This is a genomic window from Acinetobacter sp. GD03645 (genome assembly GCF_029845285.1).
GTDB lineage: Bacteria > Pseudomonadota > Gammaproteobacteria > Pseudomonadales > Moraxellaceae > Acinetobacter > Acinetobacter corruptisaponis.
Window position 1 is genome coordinate 15629 of record NZ_JAOCLL010000023.1, and the last position, 19875, is coordinate 35503.

General features: G+C 37.1%; 20 protein-coding genes. 6 read left to right on the forward strand and 14 right to left on the reverse strand.

Annotated elements, in window-relative coordinates; genetic code table 11:
- Positions 1-6 precede the first annotated feature (6 nt).
- From N5J47_RS15805 to rfbB, 10 genes are read right to left on the reverse strand one after another with little or no spacing between them, the layout of a single operon-like run.
- Positions 7-834 (reverse strand): glycosyltransferase, encoded by an 828-nt coding sequence (locus tag N5J47_RS15805; RefSeq protein WP_279960833.1) that lies wholly within the window; start codon positions 832-834, stop codon positions 7-9.
- Positions 834-1880 (reverse strand): glycosyltransferase family 4 protein, encoded by a 1047-nt coding sequence (locus tag N5J47_RS15810; protein WP_279960834.1) that lies wholly within the window; start codon positions 1878-1880, stop codon positions 834-836. The genes N5J47_RS15805 and N5J47_RS15810 overlap by 1 nt, the downstream gene beginning before the upstream one ends.
- Positions 1855-3084 (reverse strand): hypothetical protein, encoded by a 1230-nt coding sequence (locus N5J47_RS15815; RefSeq protein WP_279960835.1) that lies wholly within the window; start codon positions 3082-3084, stop codon positions 1855-1857. Before N5J47_RS15815 ends, N5J47_RS15810 begins: the two co-directional genes overlap by 26 nt.
- A gap of 2 nt (positions 3085-3086) precedes the next feature.
- On the reverse strand, positions 3087-3743 hold the full coding sequence (locus N5J47_RS15820) for a glycosyltransferase (protein WP_279960836.1): 657 nt from the start codon (positions 3741-3743) through the stop codon (positions 3087-3089).
- Positions 3740-4585 carry a glycosyltransferase gene (locus N5J47_RS15825; RefSeq protein ID WP_279960837.1) on the reverse strand — a complete coding sequence of 282 codons (846 nt, stop codon included), beginning with the start codon at positions 4583-4585 and terminating at the stop codon, positions 3740-3742. Before N5J47_RS15825 ends, N5J47_RS15820 begins: the two co-directional genes overlap by 4 nt.
- A 2-nt stretch (positions 4586-4587) precedes the next feature.
- Complete coding sequence (locus N5J47_RS15830; protein ID WP_279960838.1) at positions 4588-5844, reverse strand: O-antigen translocase; 1257 nt, start codon at positions 5842-5844, stop codon at positions 4588-4590.
- 1 nt (position 5845) lies between these two features.
- Complete coding sequence (locus N5J47_RS15835; protein ID WP_279960839.1) at positions 5846-6961, reverse strand: DegT/DnrJ/EryC1/StrS family aminotransferase; 1116 nt, start codon at positions 6959-6961, stop codon at positions 5846-5848.
- Entirely contained in the window at positions 6958-7818 is an 861-nt protein-coding gene (locus tag N5J47_RS15840; protein WP_279960840.1) for a WxcM-like domain-containing protein, read from the reverse strand. The genes N5J47_RS15835 and N5J47_RS15840 overlap by 4 nt, the downstream gene beginning before the upstream one ends.
- A complete protein-coding gene (gene rfbA, locus N5J47_RS15845) occupies positions 7815-8690 on the reverse strand; it encodes a glucose-1-phosphate thymidylyltransferase RfbA (protein WP_279960841.1) in 876 nt (291 codons plus the stop codon). Before rfbA ends, N5J47_RS15840 begins: the two co-directional genes overlap by 4 nt.
- On the reverse strand, positions 8690-9748 hold the full coding sequence (gene rfbB / locus N5J47_RS15850) for a dTDP-glucose 4,6-dehydratase (RefSeq protein ID WP_279960842.1): 1059 nt from the start codon (positions 9746-9748) through the stop codon (positions 8690-8692). Before rfbB ends, rfbA begins: the two co-directional genes overlap by 1 nt.
- Positions 9749-10238: 490 nt before the next feature.
- Here rfbB and N5J47_RS15855 point away from each other — a divergent pair, with 490 nt between their 5' ends.
- The 4 genes from N5J47_RS15855 (at position 10239) to N5J47_RS15870 (ending at position 15166) form a co-directional block, all read left to right on the forward strand.
- On the forward strand, positions 10239-11336 hold the full coding sequence (locus tag N5J47_RS15855; RefSeq protein WP_279960843.1) for a polysaccharide biosynthesis/export family protein: 1098 nt from the start codon (positions 10239-10241) through the stop codon (positions 11334-11336).
- An 83-nt stretch (positions 11337-11419) separates the two neighbouring features.
- Positions 11420-13543 carry a GNVR domain-containing protein gene (locus tag N5J47_RS15860; RefSeq protein ID WP_279960844.1) on the forward strand — a complete coding sequence of 708 codons (2124 nt, stop codon included), beginning with the start codon at positions 11420-11422 and terminating at the stop codon, positions 13541-13543.
- A gap of 184 nt (positions 13544-13727) precedes the next feature.
- Positions 13728-14435 carry an FKBP-type peptidyl-prolyl cis-trans isomerase gene (locus N5J47_RS15865; RefSeq protein ID WP_267981869.1) on the forward strand — a complete coding sequence of 236 codons (708 nt, stop codon included), beginning with the start codon at positions 13728-13730 and terminating at the stop codon, positions 14433-14435.
- Positions 14436-14482: 47 nt separating this feature from the next.
- A complete protein-coding gene (locus tag N5J47_RS15870) occupies positions 14483-15166 on the forward strand; it encodes an FKBP-type peptidyl-prolyl cis-trans isomerase (RefSeq protein WP_267981870.1) in 684 nt (227 codons plus the stop codon).
- A gap of 46 nt (positions 15167-15212) precedes the next feature.
- On the opposite strand, the gene murJ is transcribed toward N5J47_RS15870, so the two are convergent.
- Entirely contained in the window at positions 15213-16763 is a 1551-nt protein-coding gene (murJ, locus tag N5J47_RS15875) for a murein biosynthesis integral membrane protein MurJ (protein WP_279960845.1), read from the reverse strand.
- Between the two features lie 61 nt (positions 16764-16824).
- Complete coding sequence (gene ampD, locus N5J47_RS15880; protein ID WP_279960846.1) at positions 16825-17403, reverse strand: 1,6-anhydro-N-acetylmuramyl-L-alanine amidase AmpD; 579 nt, start codon at positions 17401-17403, stop codon at positions 16825-16827.
- Positions 17404-17547: 144 nt separating this feature from the next.
- On the opposite strand from ampD, the gene nadC reads away from it, so the two are divergent.
- Entirely contained in the window at positions 17548-18393 is an 846-nt protein-coding gene (gene nadC / locus N5J47_RS15885) for a carboxylating nicotinate-nucleotide diphosphorylase (protein ID WP_279960847.1), read from the forward strand.
- Here nadC and N5J47_RS15890 read toward each other — a convergent pair.
- Positions 18390-18584, reverse strand: a complete 195-nt coding sequence (locus N5J47_RS15890) for a hypothetical protein (protein WP_279960848.1) — start codon at positions 18582-18584, stop codon at positions 18390-18392. The genes nadC and N5J47_RS15890 overlap by 4 nt on opposite strands.
- 198 nt (positions 18585-18782) lie before the next feature.
- Between N5J47_RS15890 and N5J47_RS15895 the strand changes: the two genes are divergently transcribed.
- A complete protein-coding gene (locus N5J47_RS15895; RefSeq protein ID WP_279960849.1) occupies positions 18783-19022 on the forward strand; it encodes a hypothetical protein in 240 nt (79 codons plus the stop codon).
- Positions 19023-19089: 67 nt separating this feature from the next.
- Here the strand turns inward: N5J47_RS15895 and rph are convergent, their stop codons facing one another.
- The gene (gene rph, locus N5J47_RS15900; protein ID WP_279960850.1) at positions 19090-19806 is read right to left on the reverse strand and encodes a ribonuclease PH; all 717 of its coding nucleotides are present in this window, start codon (positions 19804-19806) and stop codon (positions 19090-19092) included.
- Between the last annotated feature and the right edge of the window lie 69 nt (positions 19807-19875).

Here is a 19875-nt window from a genome sequence, read left to right on the forward strand (position 1 = left end):
AATAATTTAGACTTTCTTCCTAAGAAAATTATTATAAATTTTCCCCAACATCGTGGATGGTAGTAGTCGAAATATTGACCGTATTAAAAAGAGTATATTAGCATGAATTGGATGTTGTAACTTCAATTCTTTTTTTAAATCAAGTAATTTTTTTTCACTTTTAATATATTCCAATCCCTTACGTCTTGCATGCATACCATTTCCCACCCGAGCATACAAAATAACATCAGGTAAATTTGCAACTTCATACCCAGCAGCGATTACACGCAACCATAAATTATAGTCTTCCATAAATAAATGATGCTGATAACCGCCAAGCTCAATAATTACATCACGCCGATAAGCAACAGTCATGTGATTAAATGGACAACGTTTTTGAGCAAAAACCTTAATATTATCATGTTTCTCAGGTACAGCTTTTAATACCTGAGCATCTGAAATATCTTGGTTAAACTCTAAAACTTGTCCACCAAATAAGATAATGTTAGGATTATTTTCTATAAAATCAAATTGTTTAGCAAAACGATCTTCTGTACAAACATCATCTGTGTCCATACGAAAAACCCACTCATTCGTGCAGTGCTTTAAACCTTCATTTAAGGCTTTACCTAAACCTACATTTTCAGTGAGCGGAACTACTTTTAAAATATTACCTATTTTTTGTTGCCACTCTTCTACACATTTCGTAAGCTCTTTTCCAATAGGACCATCTAATACCAAGATAATTTCAGACGGTTTTAAAGTCTGGTGATCCCAGATACTTTCGAAGCATTGTGATAAATATATTGGATTCTCTTTATCATATAAGGATAACAATATAGAAGAGTTTATCATTAGTTTTCAACTACCTTTATCCATGCTTCTATAACTGTACGTTTTGAATAAACGATAGCATGCTCTTTCGCTCGCTTAGAAAACTGTTCACGTAATACGCTTGATTCTATTAAATTAAGCATTGCTCGTGCTAGTTCTTGAATATTATGATTTTCAACCAAATAACCTGTAACATTATTTTCTATAACTTCAGATGGTCCATGTGGGCAATCATAAGAGACTATTGGCAACCCTAAAGATTGGGCTTCTATTAACACCATAGGAAGCCCTTCAAAACGTGAAGACATAACATAAAATGCAGCCGAACAATAAATCTCTTCAACATTAGTTATTTCCCCTCTCAAATAGACATTCTTTAAGTTTCTTTCCCTAATGATATGTTCTAATTTATTCCTATCTTCTCCTTTACCATAAATAGATAAAGTCCATTCTTCTTTCTGATTTAAAACTAAATCCCAAGCTTTCAAGAGATCTTCAAAATTTTTTTGATACGTAAGCCTACCTATTGCAATAATATTTTTCGATTCAGAGTTATATACTGAATTAAAATCTTCAACATCAAAAGGAGAAATATTATTAATTTTTACAACATTATTATGAAATCTCTTATATGATAACGCATCATTATTTGTAAGTGTAACGACTTGACTAATGTTTTTATATAGTTTTTTAGATAGAAATTTTACCCATTGCGGTCTAATAGAAAAAGCAACGTGCTCCAGTGAAACCAATCTTAAACCTTTAATATCTAACATACTACATAAAAGAGAAAGCCTTCCCATATTATGAACAATAATTGTATCTGGTTTACTATTTTTAATATAGCTATTTAGTCCCATAAAAAAATCTAAATAACCACCACCAATAGCTAACACATTAACATCGTCGTTTAAAAAATATGCACTATCATCCTTTTTTGCATCTCTATTTATTATGCAAACAGAATAATACAATTCCTCAGAAAAAATATTAGCCATTAAGCAGGCTACTCGCTCCACCCCAGACTTGTTTTTTAAAGAGTTAATAATAAACAGTATTTTTTTCACTCTCACACCTTTTTATAGAATTACATGCATATACCAATAACATCAACAAAGAAATAAAAACAGTAATACCTTTAGCTAACAAAGCCAACAATAAAAATAAAAGTGCTATTTTAAATTTAAGATCAACAAATGAAGATTTTATTTCAAATATCAAATATATATTAAAAATCAAAAAAACACTAAGACCTAGCAAACCATTAGCAAAGATCACCCTAAAATAACCAACATCAGTATTCATATAATAACCATTTTTCAAGTTATACATATTATCCCCAACAATCCAAGTTTTATAACTTTCAGGAAATATTGAAAACATATTTAATAAAGTATTAAATGAGTTATTAGCATCCGAATTCCCATCATTCAAAAATAAACCAAAACCGAATTTAATCAATTGAAAATCAACAAATTTCTCTCCGTAAACAAAATATAAAATTACAGCAATAGATAGCAAGAATAACCCTGAAAAAAATATTTTGATTTGATTTATAGAAAAACTAGAAAATAACAATAAACATCCTATAGCAAATCCGACTAAAGTTGTTCTCGCACTCATCATTCCAACAATTGCTATCATAAAGTAAACAAACAACCAAAATATTATATGCTTTTTTTCATATTTTATAATTTGACTTAAACAAACCAGTATAAAACAATTAATAATTCCTGATGCAAAAAAGGAACGACCAACCCCGACAATTCGCTCAAGCTTCAAGTCATCAAGCCTAGATAAATCCGACAAATTGTTATAAATAATTGAATAAAATATTTTCTCAAAAGCAGGATAAAAGCTAATCAATGCAGACAACATAAGTTGAATTAACACAGCAATTGCACTAAGTTTAATTACTCTAACAAAATCCAAATGAGCATTACCTACCCTAAAAACACTAATTAAAGCTAAAAGCTGAAAATAAACAAACAAATAAACCTCATAATAGTAACTATAATCCAGATTATTATTAAACAAAGCAGACAGAGCATTTACAAAAAGCCCAAAAATTAAAAACAAAAAAATATGTAAATCAATTTTTCTAAATTTATTAAGTGAATTAAAAACAAAAAACAGGCCAAAAAGAGAGAATAAAAAAACCAAGAACCCAAATTTAAAAAAGACAGCTATATTAAATATATATATAAATAAAAAAAACACCCACATAAAACCAGCAAGGTACTTTCTATTCAGTTGAAGCAAAGCACTCAAAACTATAACCCCCTTATTATTCTTTTTAATTTATTCATTATTCTTTCGAAATAATTAAATTTCCACGAATATCCCCAGTGATGTATACCATAAGTATCTTCCTTAATATGCACATACATCAACTGCTTTACAGGTTTCTCTTCATCAAATGGATTATATGGATAAAATGATGTAGAAGGTAATATAATACAATCAGCACACGATAAAGATGTATATACCTTACCCAATATTTGAGGCATTGCAATATACAAATTGGGTTGATTATCATAATATTCTAGTATTTTCTTAACAATTAAGTGCTCTTTCTCACATCCTATTGCACCACAACTCACTTTACTATAATCAGAGTCTTCATATGCAGAAAAAAAACTATATGAAAGTAATAATGTAATATCTTTTATAATTTCCATATCTGTATCCAAATATACTCCACCATATTCATATAAGGCATAACAACGAACATAATCAGCAACAAAAGCATATTTCTTATCTTTTAATGCTTTTTTCACAAAAGCATGTTCTAAAGGTGAATTTTCCTCATTCCAGAGAATAAACTCCCAATCAGGTAGATACCTATGCCAACTTTTAATACATTCCTGTATCAAAGGAGACATCTCATTTCCACCAAACCAGCAATAATGAACAATTTTAGGGATCATAACATACCATTCAATTTTCTAATTAATTTTCTACTTAAGGTTTTTAAAACCATAATAGGATTAAAAAAGAACATATTTATTATTGCAAACAAATATATCTCTACCAAAAGCTGATTATATTCTCTCTCATGTGATTTAAAATAATCGGCAATTTGTAACTTACCAATAATCATTATATTTTTTTTCTTTGAAAGATTGTCCTCATGCAACCTATACTTCGTAAAAGTATAATTTAAATGTATACAATACCCGCCTTTCTCTAGGATTTTCAAATAAATATACCAGTCTTCAATTATAAATTTTTCATTAAAACCATTCACATCCTTTATATCTTTTAGTCTAAGTATCTGTGTAGGAGCTGGTAGGTATTCTGTATACTTGAACAAGTCTTTAAAAAAATATTTTTTTTCTTTTTTTATTATTTCCCCACATTTTTCATTCTGATCATTAATTAAAATCATATTACCAAAAACACCTTTACAAGCGTCATCAGCTTCAAGAATAGGAACTTGCACCATTAACTTTTCAGGTAACAGCATATCATCTGAAGCAATGGCTGAAAAATACTCACCATGACACCATTCCAACGCTTCATTTAACGTCGCACTTAAACCACGATTTGCTCGGTACCTGAACTCAAATCTAGTAAACCGCTCTTCGCAAACAGACAACATCTCTTCTATTTTTTCTATAGAATTATCTTTTGAACCATCATCAATAATAATCAACTCAATATTTTTATAAGTCTGATTAATCACACTTTGAATACAATCCTGAACATACTGTGAATGGTTATAGCATGGAATTACAATAGAAACTAAAGGCTGACTTTTTGATTGCATCTTTATACAACTCTCATTCGCAAATATTTAAAAACAAAAATACTTATCATACCCCAATATATTGCATAGTTTACTAAATGTGCAATCGAAACTCCTTCAAAACCAAACATCTGGGTACAGATATAAGTTAAAAGAATTGAGCTTATTGAAAATATAATTTCTGTCGTTACAAACAGTTTGGTCATTGCCTTACTCAACATTAAATAAGCAAGTATCCAACTACCAATTTTTAAAGTATCTCCAATTATTTGCCACAGAAATAGATCAGCCATAGGAAGAAATTTCTTACTAAAAAGTACAACAATAATCCAATCTTTCAATAAATAAGCAAATCCTCCTCCTAAAATAGCAAGTGGGAAGATAAACTTATAACCTAAATAGACTTCTTTTTTAATTTCAACTAGGCTTTTTAATTCAGATAATCTTGGTAAATAATAAACACCCAGCGTTGTGGTTACTAACATGAGATAGGCTGCACTTAAACGAATCATGGCTTCCCAATAACCTGCGTAATTTACACCAAATGCTTGACCTATATAAGTTCGTATCACGATTTGTGATAGAGGTACACAGACTGCGCTGACCAATGCCATCAAGGCAAACGCCATAAATTTTTTAGCAACCTCCTGATCTATTTTCCCCAAAAGGTAAGAAAATCTAAACCAGTCGGCTTTATAACACAGATATAACGTTACAAAGAAAGCCAATGACTGATAAATAGAAAGTGCAACCAATGCACCATATAAATGATATTTAATAGCAAGTATACTTGTGATAACTAAAGAAACGATGCTACCTGCTATATTGGCGAATACTAATTTTAAAATTTCTTTTTTGCCATTCAGTATCGCCAAGAACAACGTATTGAAGTTAAAGAAAATCAAAAATATAGCAAACCAAACAAAAATCGACTGATAGTCTAAACTATGAAAAATGTACAGTGAAAGCTGTTGTTGAAAAAGAATGATTAATAATGAAAAAAACAGACTTAAAACAAAAACCATGCTGCCTGCATTACGCCAGATATTGATCTGTTTCTTTTCATCTTCATAATACTCTGCTGTATATTTGGTGACAGCCGTATTAATCATACTTCCAGAAAAAGTGGTAATCATTTGAATAAAATTCTGAAATTGACCGATGACAGCATAACCTGCTGGCCCAACATAAACTGCCAAAATCTTATTTAAAATAAATAAAGTAGCTGTTTTAATTAAAACAGCTACTCCATTTAAAGCACTGGTTTTGAATAGGTTCATATCACAAACTGAATCGATTACATACATCAACGATGTGTTGAGCATCTTCAAGGCTTAATACAGGACTAATAGGTAAGCTCATCACTGTAGTATGAATTTTTTCAGAAATTGGCAAACTCAAATCTTTCCATTCTTGATATGCTTGTTGGTGATGTGGCGGTATAGGATAGTGAATTAAAGTTTGTATCCCTTGCTCTGTCAGATACTGTTGTAAAGCCTCACGATGTTCAGTACAAATGACAAATAAATGCCAAACATGTTGTTGGTTATCAATGGCTTCACCCTGTATTTTTGGGAGCTCAATCAATGGATTATTGATACCGTTGAAATAAACTTGGGCAATCTGACGGCGATGTTGCGTTTCTTGAGCTAAAAATTGAAGTTTCACATCAAGCATAGCTGCTTGTATTTCATCTAAACGACTATTGAAACCTTTCACGAGATTTTTATATTTTTCATGTGAACCATAATTACGTAATGCTTTCAGCATATTGGCAAGTTCAGAATCATTTGTCGTGATTGCGCCTGCATCCCCTAAAGCACCTAAGTTTTTACCAGGGTAGAAACTAAAACCTGATGCATCGCCCCAATTTCCTGCTTTTTTACCCTCAATTTCAGCACCATGACTTTGTGCAGAATCTTCTAAAACCAATAGGTCATATTTTTTTGCAATCGCCATAATTTCAGGCATTGCTGCAAGCTGTCCATATAAATGTACGGGTAAAATCACTTTAGTTTTATCTGTAATCACGGCTTCAATTTTTGCAGGATCAAGATTAAAAGTATCTGGATTTGGCTCAACAAGTACAGGTTTGAGCTGGTTAGCGCTAATGGCTAGAATACTCGCAATATAAGTATTAGAAGGCACAATAACTTCATCACCATCCTGTAACTTTCCAAGCTCTTTCCAAGCTCTTAAAGTCAGAATCAAGGCATCTAAACCATTTGCTACACCAATTGCATATTGTGTACCACAATACTTTGCAAAATTCTGTTCGAATTGTTCAAGTTCAGTACCACCAATATACCAACCTGAGTCAATTACTCGTGTGCAGGCTTCAATCAGTTGTTGACGGTATTGTTGATTAATATTTTTAAGATCAAGAAAAGGAATCATTGTTCAATATAACCTTTAATTTTAGCTGGATTACCAACCACAATTGCATTTTCTGGAACATCCTTGGTTACCACTGCACCTGCACCAATCAATGCATTCTTTCCAATACGGATACCAGGTAAAATCGTAGCATTAGCGCCTATACTAGCACCTTGTTCTACAATGGTTTTCGCAAAAATTTCAGGATACTGCTTAGAGCGTGGCTTTTTATCATTGGTAAAAGCCACACAAGGACCAATAAATACATTATCTTCTAAAGTAATACCATCCCAGATATAAACCCCCGATTTAACAGTAACATTATTGCCAATACATACATCATTTTCGATTAAAGTATGAGCACAAATATTACATCCAGTACCAATCACTGCATCTTTTAATATGACACTATATTGCCAAACTCGAGTATTTTGACCAATATTCTTAGATTGCACATCAGATAGTGGATGAATAAAAGGACGATTCACGACAGTTAAAAACTCGTCATAATCTCGAATATAGTCACTTTCATCATAGTGCTCACTGGCTAATACCAACAATACGCAATCTTCTGAAAAATCGTGCATTTCATGCCAAACCAGTGGAGGAATGATTAACCCTTTATTGGCTTGATTTATCCATACTTCTTGTTTTTCAGTGCCATTCTCCATAATCATCCTACATTTCCCTTTTATGCAGAATGCAATCTGATGTAATGCTTTATGTGCATGAAAACCACGTGGAATATCTGGCTTTGCATCAAAAATATAGTAGATACGATTTACTTTAAAAGGAATATTTTTGCTTACCTCAGCAACAACTAGACTGCCTCGCTCATCACCTAAATTTGGTAAGTCAATCCAATCAATTAGTTTCATACTTCATTCACCAAAGAAATCAAATATTGACCATAATCATTTTTATTCATGCTTTGACCAATTTTCAGTACTTGCGCTTTGGTTAGCCAACCATTATTAAAGGCAATTTCTTCTAAACAAGCGACTTTATAGCCCTGTCGTTTCTCAATTGTTTCAACGAATTGTGCTGCTTCCAGCAAGCTCGCATGTGTACCTGTATCTAACCAAGCAAAACCGCGTCCAAGCAATTCAACATTTAAATCGCCACGCTCAAGATACATCTGGTTCACCGTCGTAATTTCTAGTTCACCGCGTTCAGATGGTTTGACTTGTTTAGCGATCTCGACAACATCATTGTCATAAAAATAAAGACCCGTTACCGCAAAATGCGATTTTGGATGCTTTGGTTTTTCTTCCAATGAAACAGCACGTTTTTGTTCATCGAATTCTACCACACCAAATCGCTCTGGGTCTTTTACCTGATATCCAAACACCGTTGCACCTTTTTGACGGGCCACTGCCTGACGTAACATCGGTGTAAAGCCTTGACCATAAAATATATTATCACCAAGCACCAGACACACATTACTATTGCCAATAAACGCTTCACCAATAATAAAGGCTTGTGCCAATCCATCTGGGCTGGGTTGAATGGCGTAGTTCAACTCAACGCCAAATTGTGAACCATCACCCAGTAGACGCTGAAAACCATCAATATCATCAGGCGTACTGATAATTAAGACTTCACGAATGCCTGCCAACATGAGAACAGATAAGGGATAATACACCATTGGTTTATCATAGATTGGCAGTAACTGCTTAGATACACCTTTAGTAATGGGGTATAAACGTGTGCCAGAACCACCAGCAAGAATAATACCTTTTGTTGACATTAAACATTTACCCCTAATCTTTCACGTTGATAGCTGCCATCTTGTACTCGACGACACCAATCCAAATTATTTAAGTACCATTCAACCGTTTTACGGATACCTGTTTCAAACGTTTCCTGAGGTTTCCAGCCAAGCTCTCGTTCAATTTTCGCAGCATCAATTGCATAGCGCAAATCATGGCCAGGACGATCTTTCACAAAAGTAATTAAACTTTCATAGGTTTGAGAATTGGTTTGCGGTCTTAGCTCATCCAAAATCCTGCAAATTGTTTTGACCACTTCAATATTCTGTTTCTCATTATGCCCGCCAATATTATAGGTTTCGCCAACCGCACCTTGAGTGACGACCTGATACAATGCTCGCGCGTGGTCTTCAACGAATAGCCAATCTCGAATCTGGTCACCTTTACCATAAATTGGTAAAGCTTTACCATCCAAAGCATTTAAAATTACTAAAGGAATCAGCTTTTCAGGGAAGTGGTAAGGGCCATAATTATTTGAGCAGTTGGTCACGATTGTTGGTAGACCATAAGTACGTTGCCAAGCGCGAACCAAGTGATCTGAACTCGCCTTACTTGCTGAATAAGGTGAACTTGGTGCATAGGAGGTTGTCTCAGTAAATAATTCGGTTGTCCCCTCAAGGTCACCATAGACTTCATCAGTTGAGATATGGTGAAAACGGAAAGCCTCTTTTTTAGTGTTATCCAGACTCTGCCAATATTTACGTGCAACTTCTAATAAAGTGTATGTGCCCACAATATTAGTTTGAATAAATGCAGCAGGACCATCAATAGAACGGTCAACATGCGACTCGGCAGCCAAGTGCATGACCACGTCTGGTTGAAACTGCTCAAAAGCCTGTTCCAGTTTTAAGGCGTCACAAATATCAACCTGTTGAAATTGATATCGAGGGTTTTGATCAACCTCTTTTAATGATTCCAAGTTACCCGCATAGGTTAATTTATCTATGTTTAAAACAATATCATTTGTTGTCTGTATAATGTGGCGAACCACAGCAGAACCAATAAATCCAGCACCACCAGTTAATAATATTTTCATATTTTTACCACACTTATTCATTCAACCATTTTGCTTACTCCAATACATGCTCATTGAACTTAAAAAACAATAAAAGCTATGAAAACTTAATTAAAGTTTTATAGTTTATTGAAAACAAAGATAAATCGAACTAATTATGAATACATTCCATCATCACAGCACGACCTAGCTTAAAATGTTCAATAAGCTTGAAGCATTCAATTTTTCAGCGAATTGGGAGATTACGATGCGGCATAATATAACAAAACCCATCAATTTGTTAGTATGTTTTCATTTCTAAAGACTTAGCTATGATTTAAAAGTTTTAAACTATTTTTTACACAATCTAACCTATCGTTATAAAATACATAGGCTAAAAGAAGTTATGTTTTTCTTGGTTTTTAGGATAAAATCACTACAATTTAGCTTTCTGTCTGTTTTTTCATTCATGAAGATATCAGAAAAATATGACGAAAGATTGAGTTTCAATACCACTGAATAAGGTTTCTTTGTGAAGTATTACCAACTTTTTTCTATTCTTACAATAAGTATCAGTGCTGCAAGCTGTGCAATCACTTCAGGGCTTCAAACACATGATTTACCTGCGGAAGGAAGTTTTCGTACTGAACAAGGTGCAGATATTACGGTTATGCAACTTACCCAGGAAAATTTACCTGTCCTTAACTTAATGTTAGCCTCAACAATAAATAGTAATTTAAATAATTTATTTAATACCTCACACCATCAATATCGCTTAAGCTCAGGAGATATCCTGTCGATCCAGTTATGGGCTTATCCAGAAATAACGCCTCCACTTCAGGATGGAAACAATACAAAAGGCATTGGATATCCAATTGACAGTAATGGCAATATACAACTCCCGCTAATAGGTCAAGTCCATATTGCAGGTAAAACCCTTGCAGAAACCAACCGTTATTTGCGTAATCAATTTGCCAAATATTTAAAAACACCAGATGTCATTGTTCGCATCTTATCCTATGAAGGAAACCGCTACTTTGTAAACGGTCAAGTTATGAAGAGTGGGCAATATACACTTAACGATCAACCTGTGAGTCTATACACAGCTTTAAGTATGGCTGGTGGCATTAATCCTGAGAATGGCGACAACACCTCTGTACAATTAATTCGCAGAGGAATCACCTATGATCTGAACCTAGTAGCTTTAGAAAAAAGTGGCTTGTCACCCCATAAATTGTTGATCCAGCCCAACGATACTGTTTTCGTAAATACCAAACAAAATCAAAAAATTTATATTCTTGGTGAATCCAGTAAAAATCTGGCGCTTGCTTTACGTGACCAAGGAATGACCTTAAGTGATGTACTAGGTGAAAGTGAAGGCATTAATCCTTATACAGCAAGCGCGGCACGTATTTATGTGATGCGTACTAATCTAAATGATCGTCATTCAACCATTTATCAACTCAACCTTAGTAGTTTGGGCAATCTTGCTTTAGCCAACCAGTTTGCTATGCAAAAAAATGACATTGTTTATATTGATGCAACTGGCCTGACTCGCTGGCAACGTATGATTAATCAGATTATACCATTCTCGAATGCACTTTATAGCTTTGACCAATTAGGTAAATAGACATAGATTGGTCTATTGAATAGTTTAAATACCGCGCAAAGCGACAAGTAATTTCTTTAAAGTTTAAGATAGTTGTTTCCCTTATGAATCAAAATACACAACTGACCGATGATACAATTGATCTCAGAGAATTATTGTTTACACTGCTGACCCAATGGAAACTTATTGTTTTTTGCACAGTGCTCGCCCTCGTGTGTGCAGCGACCTATCTTAAAGTAGCAAAAAAGACATATTCTGTTGATGCAAAAGTTCAGATGATTGATAACAAACAAAATGGACTTGCTGGACTAAACTCTCAACTTGCTGCTTTGGGTAGTTTAGCTGGCATGAGTCTTGGTAGTTTAGGTAACCAGCAATCCATCCAAACTGAGATTGAAATTTTACAGTCTCGTTCGATCTTGGCAAAAACCATTCAGGACTTAAATTTGGATATTCAAATTCAGCCTGAACAATCATTACTTAATAAATTACTCAGTACAGATCAATTTCAAACGAATTATACGATTGATGAAGTACAAGTTAAAAATCATAAAGCTAAATTTTCTATTCATCAATTTAATATTCCAAAACAGTATCTCGACCATAACCTGATTTTAAATTTTCATGGACAAAGCTTTAGTCTTATTTCAGAAAAAACTGGACTAGAAGTATTTAAAGGGACGGTGAATCAAAAAGCGAAACCTACCACTCTCCAAACCACATGGGCAATTGACATCACCAGCCATCAGCCGCTTGAAGGGCGATACATTGTTCAAAAACAATCAACGATTGCTGCAACTAAAGCAATACTAGAGGATTTTCAAGCAGCCGAACTTGCCAAACAAACAGGGATCATCACGATCAATTATGAAGGCACAGATAAAGCCCATATTATGAAAGTGCTAAATCATATTCTGGAAATTTATCAGGAACAGAATCTAGCAACTAAATCCGCTGAAAAGGAAAAATCTTTAACCTTTTTAAATCAGCAATTACCTCAACTTAAAAATAACTTAGAACAAGCCGAAAGAAAATTTAATACTTTCCGTGAAACCCATGGCACAATTGATATTCAGCAAGAATCAGCGCTTTATTTAAAACAGAGTGTCGAGCTGGAAACCCAAAAAGTTCAATTGGAACAAAAACAGGCTGAGCTAGCGGCACAATATACACCACAGCATCCAATGATGCAGGAAATTAATGCACAAATTGGCGTGTTTAATAAAAAGATTAATGAGCTCAATGGTGCTTTAAAGAAATTGCCTAATACTCAAAGCCAATATCTGCAATATTATCGCGATGTACAGGTTCAAACCCAGCTTTACACAAGTTTATTGGGCACTTACCAGTCTTTAAATCTCGCCAAAGCAGGTGAAACAGGCAATTTACGTGTTTTAGATTATCCTGTAGAACCTACTAAACCAATCAAACCACGTAAACTTATTATTTTGATCCTCTCCATGTTTGTTGGAGGATTTATTGGTGTGCTGATTGGCCTGATGCGTAATATGTTAAAAACTGGTGTACGCAACCGAGATGAGATTGAACAAACTATAGGGGTGAAAACCTACGCCGAGTTATCAGAAATCAGCAAAAAAAGTAATGCGTCATTACAGTCACTTAAAACGTTTATTCCAACCCTGACTTTCAAATTACAGCAAAGACAGCATAATGTGACACTTATCTCCAGTATTACCCCTGATCAAAACCAGAGCATTATCGTTCAACACTTGGCACTTTATCTCAGCCAAACAGGGAAAAAGGTATTGCTTGTTGATAGTGATCTTTATCGTGGTCAACTCGATCAACTTTTCAATAGTTCTACAAAGACTGGTTTATTCGAATATTTAAGAGGCCAAGCCAATCTGGATCAGGTTATCGTAAATACGACATCTCCGAATTTAAGCTTGATTGGTCGTGGTCAAAGCAGTGATGAGATTTCCATATCCTCTCATCAAACGCATATGGCTCAGTTGATCCAGCAGGTCCGAGCCCAATATGATTACATCATTTTAAGCGCAGCCCCCGTTTTGGCAACATCAGATAGCTTGACCCTTGCTCAGTTTACAGGCTTTAACCTGTGTTTAGTGCAATATGCTCAAACCCAACTCAAAGATATTGAGTTGGCAAAATCTTATTTTGAAAATGCAGGGCTCGAGATTGATGGTCTGATTCTGGATCAGGTACCCGCCTATCAAACCAAGCAGTATCAATATCAGCCAAATTAACCCTATTTGCTGATTATGCTTACAAAACAGGAAGAACCTACCAGCTTCCTGTTTTTTTATTTGAGCAAAACACAAAATCCTCATATAAAAAGCCTGCATTTTTACTGTTCATTATTCTAGCGACTACGCAAGCATGGTAAGATCATTGCCAGGTTTTTATGAAGATTTCATTCTGGATAGTTCAATGAGTAAAGCTTTACCTGTTGTGGTTGCAGTTGTTTTAGCTGGTGCAGCCCTTGTTCCAATTTATTATGCAACTCAACACCCAGCGACTGAGCTAGGCACAAAAGCAGATAAAAATGCGGCACCTGTTGCAAAAATCAGTTATGCGCTAGGTTATGAAGTTGCAAAGCAGACTCCACCTGAATTGGAAACAGGTGCATTTATTACAGGTTTCCGTGATGCACATGCACAAAAGCCTGCTGCCTATACTGAAGAGGAATTACAAGCCGCGTATATGGAATTCCAAAAAGAATTACAACAAAAGCAATTGAACGAGACAAAGAAAGCAGAGGCAACAAGTAATTCATTCCTCACTGAAAATGCTAAAAAAGACGGCGTTAAAACCACTGCTTCAGGTTTGCAGTATAAAATCATTACTGAAGGTACGGGCAAGCAGCCTACTGCCACTTCTGTGGTGAAAGTTCACTATAAGGGACAGCTCACTGATGGCAAGGTGTTTGACAGTTCCTACGACCGTGGTGAGCCCATTGAATTCCCATTGAATCAAGTCATTCCAGGCTGGACCGAGGGTCTACAGCTTATGAAAGAGGGTGGTAAAGCCACATTCTATATCCCAGCAAACCTGGGTTACGGTGCTCAGGGTGTACCTGGTTCTATTCCACCAAATAGTACCTTAATCTTTGATGTAGAACTCATTGCTGTAAAATAACTGATTAATAGGGAGAGCATGTGCTCTCCTTTATTTTGGAAGAAATAATGAAAAAATTAAGCCTTATTTTAATAGCTTCAACTTTTGGTACAGTCCACGCTGCACCAATTACGCTAAAAAGCCCACAAAAAGATCAACTGGGCTATAGTTACGGTTACTTAATGGGCAAAGGCAACGCCGAAACCCTAAAAGATCTGAATATTGAAACTTTTGTTCAGGGATTACAGGAAGCTGTTCAAGGAAAAGCCGCGTCTTTGACTGATGAAGACATGGCAAAGGTACTCAACCAATATAAAAAACGTTTAGAGGCGAAACAGCTGATTGAGTTTCAGGAAGTTGGCCAGAAAAATGAACTTGCTGGTAAAACATTCCTCGCTGAAAATGGTCAAAAGACAGGCATCGTAACCACCAAGTCAGGCTTGCAGTACCAGATTTTGCAGGAAGGCAAAGGGAAATCTCCAAAGGCAACCTCTACAGTTAAAGTAAACTACGAAGGTCGTTTACTGGATGGCACTGTGTTTGACAGCTCAATTGCCCGCAACCATCCAATTGAGTTTAAACTGAACCAAGTGATTGCTGGTTGGACTGAGGGTGTGCAAACCATGAAAGAGGGTGGTAAAAGCCGTTTCTTTATTCCAGCCAATTTGGCCTATGGAGATGTTGGTGCAGGTGATGCAATCGGCCCCAACAGTACCCTGATTTTTGATATTGAATTACTTGAAGTTAAATAGTAAAAAAACCCTCCATCAGGAGGGTTTAGTTTTTTTTAGAGAGGTATTAGGCCCTTAAATGTCTTGGGCGAAAACCTGTTGCCAACAATCCTACAGCATAAGCCACTACCCCAACAACACACAACCCAACCACTTCAGCAATCCGTAACCACTGTGAAATATCGCCCTGATACCAAGTCAGTGCATACCAAAGCGCAGCAATCATGGTCAGGTTGGCAATGGTAAATTGCATTGCCAGTTTTTTCCAGTGAGTTCCAAAGCGATAGATATTGCGTTTATGCAAATAGAAATACAGCATGCCTGCATTGACCAAGGCAGAACCTGAAGAAGCCAGCGCCAAAGCCATATGTTCTGCATGCCAGTCAATCAGCTTAAAGAAACCGATAAACACCACATTTAAAATGGCATTCGCCGCAACCGCCATTAACCCCACACGGACAGGGGTTTTGGTATCTTGCTGAGCATAGAAGCCTGGTGCAAACACCTTAATCAACATGAAAGAAATCACACCAGCACTCATACACTGCAACGCCAATGCTGTCATGTGTGTATCTTCAAGAGTAAATTCACCACGCTGGAACAATGCCTGAATAATCGGCGTAGACAACATAAATAGGGCAATACTTGCAGGAATGCCCACCAACATAATGATCTTGGCTGCCCAATCAATCATGCTCCTAAATTTGGCTTGGTCCTGTTCGGCATGGCGGGCCGAAAGTGATGGCAGAATCACTGTGCCAATCGCCACACCGATCAAGCCCAAAGGCAGTTCAGTCATCCGTTCTGCGCTATAGAGCCAGGAAACCGAACCATCCTGCATAAATGATGCCCAGATAGTATTCAGCAATAGGTTGATCTGTGTGACTGACACACCAAACAATGCTGGCAGCATCAGCTTTAAAATACGGTCGACACCCTCGTGTTTAAAATCAACCTTGGGTGGAATCAGCAGGTTCTTTTTCCATAATTCTGGAATCTGGATGGCAAGCTGCAAAATACCCGCAGCCACCACTGCCCAGCCTAACGCCATGATCGGTTCGGCCATATATGGCGTTAACCACCACGCCCCTGCAATCATGGCTACATTTAGCAATACAGGTGAAAACGCAGGTGAGGCAAATGAACCATAACTGTTCAGGATACTGCTGGCAAATGCTGTCAATGACATAAACATCAGATAAGGAATGGTCAGACGGAACATACTGACCGCAAGATCGAATTTCTCAGGATCATTGTGGAAACCAGGCGCATACAGATAAATAATTGCAGGTGCGGCAACCATCGCCACAAAGGTCAGCAAGGTCATTGCGGTGAGTAGACAACCAAAGACACGACTAATCAGGATCTGAACTTCGGCATGGGCACGACTGGTCTTATATTCTGTCAGGACAGGAATAAAGGCCTGGGAAAATGCCCCCTCAGCAAACAGGCGCCGAAAAAAATTGGGAATACGAAAGGCAACGACAAAGGTGTCAAAGTCCTTACCCGCACCAAATACGTTGAGCAGCACCACATCGCGCACCAAACCCAAAATTCTGGATAACATCGTCATTGCACTGACAATTACAGTCGATCGCCACAATGCCATCGCACTCACCTACGGCTTATCTTTAAAAAGCGTTATTGTAATGAAAGTTAAAATAGATTTCGTTGTGAAATCATAAATCGGTTGATGTTTTTTCAGATAACAACTGACGGAACAATTGCCAGTCAAAATACAAGCCTGGGTCGGTCTTACGTTTTGGTGCAATATCTGAGTGCCCTGCAATATGGTTCTGAATTTTTGGATAGACTTGGCGCAGTGTTTTTACCACTTCTGCCAATGATTGATATTGTTCTGGCTCAAAGGGCAAGTCATCACTACCCTCAAGCTCAATTCCAATTGAGTAGTCATTACATTCTTTCTGGGCAAGATAGCTGGAACGTCCTGCATGCCATGAACGGTCATTAAAGTTGACGAACTGGATGACCTCTCCTGTACGCAAGATCAACAGATGGGCGGAAACCTGCATGCCCTCAATGGTCTGAAAATAAGGATGGATTGACCAATCCAGTTGATTCTGAAAAAACTGCTGGATATAACCTTCCCCAAACTGTGACGGTGGCAAGCTAATGTTGTGGATCACAATCAACTGAATTTCAGCATCAACAGGGCGGGCATTAAAATTGGGGGATGCAATCTGTGTTGCGCCTTGTAATATTCCATCTTGCACTTGAGCAAATCTAGATTGTTGCATTGTGACCCGAATCAGCAATTTAATATTTATCCGCCACATTCTGACATGCTTTATCATGAATAATCGAGATCAAATACTTATTTTTTACGAGGACAATGCTAAGATAAGCCCCAAGTTTTTTGGTCAACATCTACTGGAAATCGTATGAGTATCCCACAATCTTTGCTTGAACAATCTATTCAAATCAATATTCAGCAAGCATTACAGGAAGATATTGGGGACGGCGACATCACTGCCCTGCTCACACCAGCGGATGAACAGGCCACTGCGACCATTATTAGCCGTGAAGAGATGGTGTTGGCAGGACAACCTTGGGTCAATGCATTGATTCAGGCTTATGACAATACCGTTCAAGTCATCTGGTTAAAACAAGAGGGTGAAGTGGTTGCAGCCAATGAAGCATTTTTAAAGCTTGCTGGTTCTGCCCGTAGTCTTTTGACAGTAGAACGCCCTGCATTGAACTTCATCCAAACCCTGTCTGCGGTGGCAACCAAAACCGCAAGTTATGTAAAACAACTGAATGGTTTACATACCAAACTATTGGATACTCGTAAAACATTACCAGGCCTGCGTATTGCGCAAAAATATGCTGTGGCTGTGGGTGGTGGCCAAAATCATCGTCTGGGTTTATTTGATGCATTCCTGATCAAGGAAAACCATATTATGGCGGCAGGCGGAATTGCTCAGGCAATTGCCAAAGCCCATGAGATTGCCCCAGGAAAAGCTGTTGAGGTTGAGGTTGAAACCTGGGATGAACTGAATCAGGCACTGGAAGCGGGTGCGGATATTGTGATGCTGGATAATTTTAGCCAAAAGCAAATGATTGATGCCGTGAAACACGTTGCAGGACGTTGCAAACTGGAAGCATCAGGCAATATCACCATTGAGAACCTACGTGAAGTTGCCACCACAGGGGTTGACTATATTTCGATGGGCGTATTGACCAAGGATGTGAGAGCTGTTGATTTATCCATGCGTTTTAACGGCTAAACCTGTTCGGAATCATCTTCCTCTATAGTTGTTTTATCTTTAGCCGAAGCATCTACAACCTTTGGGGTTTCAGATGTTTTGAGCTGTTCAGTCCAGGCTGACTTGGCTTCAGTTGAATCAGTTGGACGTGGATCAGCTGCCATGAGAACGAAAGTCACTGCGGTAAGAAATACTAAAAAAACCTGTAACATGATTATCCCTATTTATTGTTCCTGTTTGATTTGCTTAATCTAACAGGGCAAAGTGAGATGAATTTGCTGGCTTTGTTACAACATACGCAGACTAAGTGAATTTATGTTGAGGATGATGTCTTTCTGTCCATTTTTATTCCCTATGTAAATATACAATCCAAGTCATTCAATTTATGAAAAGAATAAATACCTGTAACGATGGAAATTATTTTTGAAGTTGGTTTTCATATTATCAGTGCTATCTTTCGCTTTATTCTGGTGAATATCGTCTTAGACATCATTGTTGAAATTGTAGTTCGTGCGACAGGCTATGGAATTGTTTACTGTTATCGCTTTGGGCAAAATGTCGATATAGACAGTTTTGAAGTCATTTTGATGGGATTTCTCTTTTGGCTTGGGCTTATTCCATTCAGCCTTTATATTTTTGTATTCAAATAGCAATAATCAATTGGACAAAAAAAAGGCGGTCTAAAGTAGCCAGACCGCCTGCACTATCAACTGGAAATTACCAACCGAGAGCCTGCTGTTGTTTCTGAATCAGTTCTGCGATTCCTTTTTCTGCAAGCTCCAACATGGCATTGCACTGGCTACGGGTAAACGGCTTGTCTTCTGCCGTTCCCTGAATCTCAATAAATTCACCAGCCTGTGTCATCACCACGTTTAAATCCGTTTGGCAATTTGAATCTTCTTCGTAGCAGAGGTCGAGTAAAACCTCGTCCTGATACATCCCCACCGAGATGGCAGCCACCAGACCTTTTAACGGGTCCTGTTTAATTTTCTTGTTGCTGAGCAACACATTCATTGCATCAACCAAGGCAACCGCCGCCCCTGTAATTGCTGCGGTACGCGTACCACCATCCGCCTGAATCACATCACAGTCGATGGTGATGGTGTTTTCACCGAGCTTTTTCAGGTCAACCATTGCTCGTAAACTACGACCAATTAAACGCTGGATTTCCTGGGTACGGCCTGTCTGTTTTCCCCGTGCCGCCTCACGATCACTTCGTGTATGCGTTGAACGCGGTAACATTCCATATTCCGCAGTGACCCAGCCTTGCCCTTGTCCTTTCAAAAAGCGTGGTACTGAGTTGTCAATACTCGCTGTACACAACACCTTGGTATGACCAAATTCAACCAAAACTGAACCCTCTGCATAGCGGGTATAGTTACGGGTAATTTTTACCTCACGTAACTGGTCTAATGTTCGTTGGTCAATACGCATAACAATTCCTCAATCCTATGGCACAATATGTATTGCGCCATAGTATAAGGCTTTTCAGCTCAAGGATTG